At 64.6% G+C, this 7,688-nt stretch carries 5 protein-coding genes; all 5 read right to left on the minus strand.

Features of this window, described 5'->3' with window-relative positions; all coding sequences use genetic code 11:
- Positions 1 to 2: 2 nt before the first annotated feature.
- The 5 genes from P12x_RS04120 to P12x_RS04140 are packed head-to-tail and all read right to left on the minus strand — an operon-like array spanning position 3 to position 7,248.
- Positions 3 to 2,687, minus strand: a complete 2,685-nt coding sequence (locus tag P12x_RS04120) for a DUF4118 domain-containing protein (protein ID WP_435009566.1) — start codon at positions 2,685 to 2,687, stop codon at positions 3 to 5.
- On the minus strand, positions 2,684 to 3,313 hold the full coding sequence (kdpC, locus tag P12x_RS04125; protein WP_435009567.1) for a potassium-transporting ATPase subunit KdpC: 630 nt from the start codon (positions 3,311 to 3,313) through the stop codon (positions 2,684 to 2,686). The genes P12x_RS04120 and kdpC overlap by 4 nt, the downstream gene beginning before the upstream one ends.
- Positions 3,314 to 3,342: 29 nt before the next feature.
- On the minus strand, positions 3,343 to 5,412 hold the full coding sequence (kdpB, locus tag P12x_RS04130; RefSeq protein WP_435009568.1) for a potassium-transporting ATPase subunit KdpB: 2,070 nt from the start codon (positions 5,410 to 5,412) through the stop codon (positions 3,343 to 3,345).
- A gap of 19 nt (positions 5,413 to 5,431) precedes the next feature.
- On the minus strand, positions 5,432 to 7,159 hold the full coding sequence (gene kdpA, locus P12x_RS04135) for a potassium-transporting ATPase subunit KdpA (RefSeq protein ID WP_435009569.1): 1,728 nt from the start codon (positions 7,157 to 7,159) through the stop codon (positions 5,432 to 5,434).
- Positions 7,156 to 7,248: a potassium-transporting ATPase subunit F gene (locus P12x_RS04140; RefSeq protein ID WP_435009570.1), complete on the minus strand. Its 93-nt coding sequence runs from the start codon at positions 7,246 to 7,248 to the stop codon at positions 7,156 to 7,158. The genes kdpA and P12x_RS04140 overlap by 4 nt, the downstream gene beginning before the upstream one ends.
- Positions 7,249 to 7,688: the final 440 nt, after the last annotated feature.

A 7,688-nucleotide genomic window follows, 5' to 3' on the forward strand; every position in this document is an offset into this window, starting at 1 on the left:
GGTTATCCCACCTCGACCCGGGGCGAGTCATCCGGCAGCGGAAGACGGATGAGAAACTCGGCCCCTCCTCCGGGGCGATTCGAGGCACGGATTGTCCCCCCGTGGGAACCGACTACGGCCCGGCAAATGGCCAGGCCCAGGCCGCTACCACGCCCGGAGTCCGCGGAGGCCGAGCCCCGGTAAAACTTGTCAAAGATCCTTTCCTCGGCGCCGGGAGGCAAGCCGGGACCGTCATCGGCCACGGAGATTACCAGCCACTTCCCGTCGGGGATGGCCGCGATCGAGATTTTTGTACCCTGGGGCGTGTATCTTGCATCGTTCTCCAGGATGTTGACGAAGACTTGCTCCAGCAGCAGTCCATCGACCAGGATCAGCGGGAGGTCCGGCGGCATCCGGACCTCGACGTTGTGGCCCTGGAGTTCTCGACGGCAGCGGCCCAGGGCCGATCCGACGATCTCTTCCAGGATATTCCATTGCTTCTGGGTCGTCGATCCGGTCACCTCGAGTTTCGACATCTGGAGGATGTTCTCCAGGAGCCGGGAGAGCCGATTCGACTCCTCGGCGATCGATTCCAGGAGCTGACGACGGGTCGCCTCGTCGATCTCCCCGTCGAGTAGCAGGCTGCCGCTCGCCCCGGCGATCGCCGCCATGGGCGTCCTCAGGTCATGGGAGACGCTGCTCAGGAGTGCGTTGCGGGCCTGCTCGGTCTGGGCCTCGATGAGCGCCTCCGAGGCGGCAATCGACATCCGATCGCGTTCGAGGGCCAGGGCAAGCTGACCGCAACAAGCCTCCAGGAGTCGTCGTTGCTCGGGTTCCAGTAGACGGTCGATGGGCTCGGTCTTTACCGCGAGCGCCCCCACCGTGTTCTGCGAGGCCACGAGCGGAAGGAAAAGGCCGGGGGCGTTGGGCAGCGTATCCGTGCCCGCACCGGCGATCCGGTCGTGCTCGATGACCCAGCGGGCCGTCGGCTCGCTCACCGGATGGAGGGCGATGGAGGTCTTCTGGCCGAACGCAATCTTGGGGGCATCTCCCTGGTCCCTCAAATAGATGATAACTTCGCCGTCGCAGAGTTCAGAGACCTTCCGACCTGCGGCCGCCGTCAGGAACATCTCTCCCGAGACCGAGGTGAGTTGCTTGCCCATCTCGTAGAGGGCCGACAGCCGAAGCTCCCGGAGCTTTCCGCTCACGACCTGCGCCTTGAGTCGGGCCGTCAATTTGCTGATGAGTAAGGCGATGGCCATCATCACGGCGAACGTGATCACATACTGGGTGTCGGCCACGGCAAAGGTGTGCCTGGGCGGGACGAAGAAGAAATCGAAGATCAGGACCGCCGCGACGCTCGCGAGGCTAGCCGGACCGCTCCCATACCGCGACGCCACGATGGCCACGGCGGCGAGGAACGCCATCACGAGGTTTGCCTCATTCAGTCCCATCCGATCGAAGAGGGCGGAGACGAGGCACCCGACCGCCAGGATCCCCCCTCCTTTGATGTAGGGTGCCCAGTCGCTGGTCGGGGTCGAGTTGCCGAGCGGGGCGTCACCGCGAAGTTCGCCCTCGCCCCGGATCACGTAGACGTCGATGTCCCCGCTCCGGTCCAGGACCTCGTCGATGATGGATCCCACGAGCAACCGTCGCCATCGCGGCTGTTCGGTCTTGCCGATGAAGAGCTTGGTCACATTCCGGGATCGGGCATACTCCAGGAGTGTGGCCGCAATACCCTCGCCCGAGAGAGTAACCGTCTCGGCCCCGAGTCGCTCGGCAAGGCGTAAATGTCCGGCGACTCGTCCCTTGCTGACGGGATCGGTCGCCATCCCGAATGGCTCGACCGACGCGGCGATCCAGGGGGCATCCAGCGCGGTGGCCATTCGCTTGGCGGTCCGGAGCACCCGGGCGGTGGTGGGGCTCGGGCCGATGCAGACGAGCAATTTCTCCCCCGATGGCCAGGGCTCGGTGACGGCGCGGAGTCGCCTGGCCGACTCCACATCGGTATGAACTCTCCGGGCCGCCTCGCGAAGCGCGAACTCCCGGAGGGCATCGAGGTTCGACTTCTGGAAGAACCCGCCCAGGGCCCGATCGGCCTGGCCCGGGACGTAGACCTTCCCGCCTCTCAGGCGGTCGATCAGTTCTTCGGGGGTCAGGTCCACCAGTTCCAGGTCGTCGGCCATCTCGAAGATCCGGTCGGGCACGGTCTCCCGGACCGTGATCCCGGTGATCCGGCCGATCACGTCGTTCAGGCTGTCGATGTGCTGAACGTTGAGCGTCGTCCAGACGTTGATGCCCGCCTCGAGCAGTTCCTCCACGTCCTGCCAGCGTTTCCCGTGTCGCGAGCCCTCGGCGTTGGAGTGGGCCAGCTCATCGACGAGGATCAGTTCCGGCTTCCGGGCCAGTCCCGCATCCACGTCGAACTCCCTCAAGGTAACGCCCCGGTATTCGACCAAATGATGGGGGATCGCCTCCAGTCCCTCCAGCAGGGCCTCGGTCTCGGCCCGACCGTGGGGCTCGACATATCCGACGACCACCTCCTTACCGTCCGAGGCGGCTCGACGAGCCGCCTCCAGCATGGAGAACGTCTTGCCGACCCCGGCGGCATAGCCGAAGAAGATTTTCAGCGATCCTCGTCGCTCCCGAGCCTCCTCGGTCCGGACTCGATCCAGCAATTCGTCGGGGTCGGGGCGTTCCTGGGTCATGGTCGCTCGGATTCTTTCGAGGTTTCGACTCGTTCGATCTTCGCTCCCTGTTCGAGCGAGAGGGAACCGTCCAGGGCCAAGTTGAGCTGGAGGACGTTGACTCGGGGCTCTCCCAGCAGGCCGAATTGCCGGCCTTCGGTATGACGATCGACGAGTCGTCGAAGCCGATTCTCATCGATACCTCTCGCGGAGGCCACCCGGCGCACCTGGACCTCGGCGGCGGCCGGGCTGATGTGAGGATCGAGCCCGCTGCCCGAGGCCGTCACCAGGTCCACCGGGATGTTTGCCAGTCGCGGGTCATGCTCCCTGATCGAATCGATCCGTGATCGGACGTTCTTCGCCAGGTCCGGGTGAAGCGGGCCGAGGTTCGAGCCGCCGGAGGAGGCGGCATTGTAAGGGACGCTGGCCGTCGCCGAAGGGCGTCCCCAGAAATATCCGGGCCTGGAGAAGGGTTGGCCGATCAGCGATGATCCGACGATCTTCCCGTCGATCTCCAACAGACTTCCATTCGCCCGATCCGGGAAGATTAGCTGGGCGAGTACCGTCACGACGAGCGGATAAACCAGGCCCGTCAAGATCGTCATCAAGAGCAGGACGACGCAGGAAACGCGGAGTGACTCTCTCATGGGATGGTCCTCATGGGTCTACGATCCGTTCAGGCGATCCCGAAGGACGAAAGGAGCAGGTCGATGACTTTGATCCCGACGAACGGCACGATCAGCCCCCCGAGTCCGTAGGCGAGCAAGTTGTCCCGGAGCAGCTGGGCCGCCCCGACCGGTCGATAGCGGACCCCTCGGAGCGCCAGGGGGACCAGGGCGATGATGATCAGGGCGTTGAAGATGACCGCCGCGAGGATCGCGTTCGAGGGGGACGATAATCCCATCACGTCGAGCCCCTTGAGGGCCGGGTAGGTCGTCGCGAAGGCGGCCGGGAGGATGGCGAAGTACTTGGCCACGTCGTTGGCGATACTGAACGTCGTCAAGGCTCCTCGGGTCATCAGGAGTTGCTTGCCGATATTGACGATCTCGATGAGTTTCGTGGGATTGGAGTCGAGGTCGACCATGTTCCCCGCCTCCTTGGCCGCCTGGGTCCCGGTATTCATGGCCACGGCAACGTCGGCCTGGGCGAGCGCGGGGGCGTCATTGGTCCCGTCGCCGGTCATCGCCACCAGTCGCCCCCCCCTCTGATACTCGCGGATTAGCGCGAGCTTGGCCTCTGGGGTCGCCTCGGCCAGGAAGTCATCGACGCCCGCCTCGGCCGCGATCGCCGCCGCCGTGAGCGGGTTGTCCCCGGTGATCATGACGGTCTTGATGCCCATCTTCCGGAGTTCGGAGAACCGCTCCTTGATCCCCCCCTTCACGATGTCCTTCAGCTCGATCACCCCGAGAGCCCGGGTATCCCGGCTGACGACCAGCGGCGTGCCGCCCGACTGGGCGATCGACCGGACGATCGACCAGAGCCCGTCCGGGACGTGCCCCCCCAGTCGTCGAATGTGGATCTCGACGGCCTCGGCCGCCCCCTTCCGGATCACGCGACCGTCCAGGTCGACTCCGCTCATCCGGGTCTGGGCCGAGAAGGCCACGAATTCGGGATGGACATGTTCGAGGTCATGACCGCGGAGGTCGAAGCGATCCTTGGCCAGGACGGCGATGCTGCGCCCCTCGGGAGTCTCGTCGGCCAATGAGGCAAGTTGGGCGGCCTCCGCCAGCTCCCGCTCGTCGAACCCATCGGCGGGATGGAACCGGGTCGCCTGCCGGTTGCCCAGCGTGATCGTGCCGGTCTTGTCGAGCAGGAGCACATCCACGTCCCCCGCCGCCTCGACGGCCCGACCGGACATGGCGATGACGTTGGCCCGGCTCAGTCGGTTCATCCCGGCGATGCCGATGGCCGAGAGCAACGCCCCGATCGTCGTGGGCGCCAGGCAAACCAGGAGGGCCACGAGCACCGTGACGGTGATCGGCCGCCCCTGGCCCGATACGGCCACGCTATATTCCGAGAATGGGAGTAGGGTGGCGACCACCAGCAGGAAGACCAGCGTCAGGGCCGCCAGCAGGATCGCGAGGGCGATCTCGTTGGGCGTCTTCCGACGCTGGGCCCCCTCGACCATCGCAATCATCCGGTCCAGGAAGCTCTGGCCCGGCAGGGTGGAGACCCGGACGATCAGCCAGTCGGAAATGACCCGGGTGCCGCCGGTCACCGCACTCCGGTCTCCGCCGCTCTCCCGGACGACCGGGGCACTCTCGCCGGTGATGGCACTCTCGTCGACCGAGGCTACCCCTTCGACGACATCGCCGTCGGCCGGGATGATCTCGCCCGCCTTCACCATCACCAGGTCGCCCACCAGTAGCTCGGTTGCCGACACTTCCCGGGTCTCGCCCTTGGCACGGTCGCCGATCCGGTTGGCGATCACCTCAGTCCGGGCCTTCCGAAGGCTCGCGGCCTGGGCCTTGCCATGCCCCTCGGCGATCGCCTCGGCGAAGTTGGCGAACAGGACGGTGAACCAGAGCCAGAGGCCGACCCCGAAGATGAATCGGGGAGATTCGCCGGAAGTGGCGCCGATCGAGTTAATCCACAGGATGGTCGTGAGGATGCTCCCCAGATAGACGGCGAACATCACGGGATTGCGGACTTGCGATCGAGGGTCCAGCTTCAGGAACGAAGCACGGATCGCCCCGGCGATCACGGTGACGTTGATCTTTTGGATTCGATCAATATGCGTGGACACGAGCAGGATCTCCCGTGAGTCAGGATCTCAGCATGAGTTGTTCGACGATCGGCCCCAGGGCCAGCGCCGGGAAGAAGCTCAAGGCCCCGACAACCACCACGACGGCCACCAACAAGGCGATGAAGAGCGGGGTGTGGGTCGGGAGGGTCCCGGGGCCGACCGGGACATGCCGCTTGGAGGCGAGCGAGCCGGCCATCGCCAGGATGGGGATCATCACGCCGAACCGTCCGATGAGCATCGCCAGCCCGAGCAGCCCGTTGTAGAACACGGTATTGGCCCCGAGCCCCGCGAAGGCGCTCCCGTTGTTGTTGGACGCCGACGAGAAGGCGTAAAGGATCTCGCTGAACCCGTGAGGACCGGGGTTGAGTACCGCGGCCCGCCCTCCAGGCAAGCTGACCGCGATGGCTGTCCCCAGGAGGACCGATCCGCAGGGGAGCAGGATGACCAGCGACGCCATCTTCATCTCGAAGGCCCCGATCTTCTTGCCCAGATACTCCGGAGTCCGCCCCACCATCAAGCCGGCGAGGAAGACCGCCAGGACGGCGAAGGCGAGCATCCCGTAGAGGCCGGAGCCGACCCCGCCGAAGATCACCTCACCGAGTTGCATGAGCCACATCGCCGCCAGGCCGCCCAGCGGCAGGTAAGAGTCGTGCATCGAATTGACCGACCCGTTCGAGGCGGCCGTCGTCGCCACCGCCCAGAGGGCCGAGTTCGCGGCGCCGAATCGGACCTCCTTGCCCTCCATGTTGCCACCCGACGATTTCTCGACCCCCATGGCTTCGAGGGCGGGGTTCCCTCGACATTCGGAGTTGAGGGCCAGTATGAGCGTGGCGGTCAGGACGACCGTCATGGCGGCCAGGATCGCCCAGCCTTGCCTGCGGTCGCCGACCATCTCGCCGAAGGTGAAGCAGAGAGCGGCGGGGATCAGCAAGATTGCCACGACTTGCAGGAGATTCGACAGGGGAGTCGGATTCTCCAGCGGGTGCGCCGAGTTCGCGTTGAAGAAGCCGCCACCGTTGGTGCCGAGTTGCTTGATCGCCACCTGCGAGGCCGCCGGGCCGAGCGCGATGGTCTGACTGGCCAGGCTCCCACCCTCGGGGGTCGGGGCCGGCTCCATGAGCGTCGCCTTCGGATAGGGGGCGATCGTCTGCACGACCCCTTCCGAGACGAGCACCAGGGCGAATACGAACGAGATCGGCAGGAGGATGTAGAAGACTCCTCGGGTCAGGTCGACCCAGAAGTTGCCGATGGTCGGGGAGTTCCGCCGGGCGAAGCCCCGGATCAAGGCCACCAGGACCGCCATGCCCGCCGCTGCCGAGACGAAATTCTGGACGCCCAGGGCGCCCATCTGGGTGAGGTAGCTCATGGTTGACTCGCCGCCATATCCCTGCCAGTTCGTGTTGGTGGCGAAGCTCACGGCGCTGTTGAACGCCGAGTCGGCAGAGACGGCCGAGAACCCCTCGGGGTTCAGTGGGAGGAACGCCTGGAGCCGCTGAAAGGCGTAGACGGCCAGGACTCCGACCATGCTGAATGCGAGCAGTGCCCTGGCGTATTCCTGCCAGGTCATCTCGGCTTCGGGGTCGATCCCGGCCGACCGGTAAACAATCCGTTCGAGGGTGGAGAAGAATCTCACCGACGAAGAGGGACGCGCCTCGTAGACCCGGGCCATGAAAAGTCCGAGCGGCTTGACGCAAAGGGCCAGGGCCAGGAAGAAGAGCCCCAGTTGAATGATCGAGCTGGATGTCATGAGAACCGCTCCGGTTTCAAGAGGGCGACCGAAAGGTAGACCGCCAGGAGCAACACCATTGTCGAGGCCACCACGAGGACCCAGTTCATGGCGAATCCTCCGACCCGAGGGACGAGAGCAACCCGATCGACAGATTGCAGCCGCCGAAGAAGGCAATCACGGCCAGGATCCATGCGACGTCCATTGATTTCCTCCAGGACCACGATTCACACTGGTTATTAGATCCGGGAGCGCATTAAACGGGTGTCAAAGTCCTGCCCCCGCGCGTCAAGAAATCGTCAAGACGCTCGATCCAATAGCGAGGGTAGCAGAACGAGTCAATATCGTTCGATTGAAAATTATTTATTTTTAATTAATTTTTATATTATTGTTTGAGTGGTGTTTCTGGCGACGATGAGCGGTTCCCTACGTTGTCACGCGTCTGGGCTGGCGAATGATTGTCTGGGCCGTCAGAAATGCGAAAGGCCGTCCTGGACGTCTTTCGACGTCCAGGACGGCCTGCTGGTTCATTTCGCAGACGGCGGGGCCG

Source organism: Tundrisphaera lichenicola (genome assembly GCF_051175385.1).
In the GTDB taxonomy this organism is placed as follows: domain Bacteria; phylum Planctomycetota; class Planctomycetia; order Isosphaerales; family Isosphaeraceae; genus Tundrisphaera; species Tundrisphaera lichenicola.

Coding starts and splice junctions, on each gene's coding strand:
- P12x_RS04120 (WP_435009566.1), bottom strand. CDS start 2,687: ATGACCCAGGAACGCCCCGACCCCGACGAATTGCTGGATCGAGTCCGG.
- kdpC (WP_435009567.1), bottom strand. CDS start 3,313: ATGAGAGAGTCACTCCGCGTTTCCTGCGTCGTCCTGCTCTTGATGACG.
- kdpA (WP_435009569.1), bottom strand. CDS start 7,159: ATGACATCCAGCTCGATCATTCAACTGGGGCTCTTCTTCCTGGCCCTG.
- P12x_RS04140 (WP_435009570.1), bottom strand. CDS start 7,248: ATGAACTGGGTCCTCGTGGTGGCCTCGACAATGGTGTTGCTCCTGGCG.